Here is a 295-nt window from a genome sequence, read left to right as displayed (position 1 = left end):
GTGTGTCGTTTCAATTTTCAGCTTGATCCAGATTTTTAAAGAGCAAAACTTCGCAGTGCACCTTTTCAGGTTCACTCTGAAGTTTTCTTGTGTTCGCAGTAAAGATGGTGGAGCTATGCGGGATCGAACCGCAGACCTCCTGCGTGCAAAGCAGGCGCTCTCCCAGCTGAGCTATAGCCCCATCGTTTGCAACCTCTTCAAATTTGCTTCGCAAATTTGGTAGGCCTGAGTGGACTTGAACCACCGACCTCACCCTTATCAGGGGTGCGCTCTAACCACCTGAGCTACAAGCCTG

At 49.8% G+C, this 295-nt stretch carries 2 tRNA genes; both read right to left on the bottom strand.

The window, feature by feature from the left end:
* Positions 1 to 105 precede the first annotated feature (105 nt).
* A tRNA-Ala gene (locus VZP09_RS21825) sits at positions 106 to 181 on the bottom strand.
* 36 nt (positions 182 to 217) lie between these two features.
* A tRNA-Ile gene (locus tag VZP09_RS21820) sits at positions 218 to 294 on the bottom strand.
* Position 295 lies beyond the last annotated feature (1 nt).

The sequence above is a fragment of the Klebsiella sp. EMBS2024 genome (genome assembly GCF_036233805.1).
Lineage (GTDB): Bacteria > Pseudomonadota > Gammaproteobacteria > Enterobacterales > Enterobacteriaceae > Klebsiella > Klebsiella pneumoniae.
The sequence above is the reverse complement of the archived record's forward strand: the minus strand, read 5'-3'. Positions and strand labels throughout refer to the sequence as shown.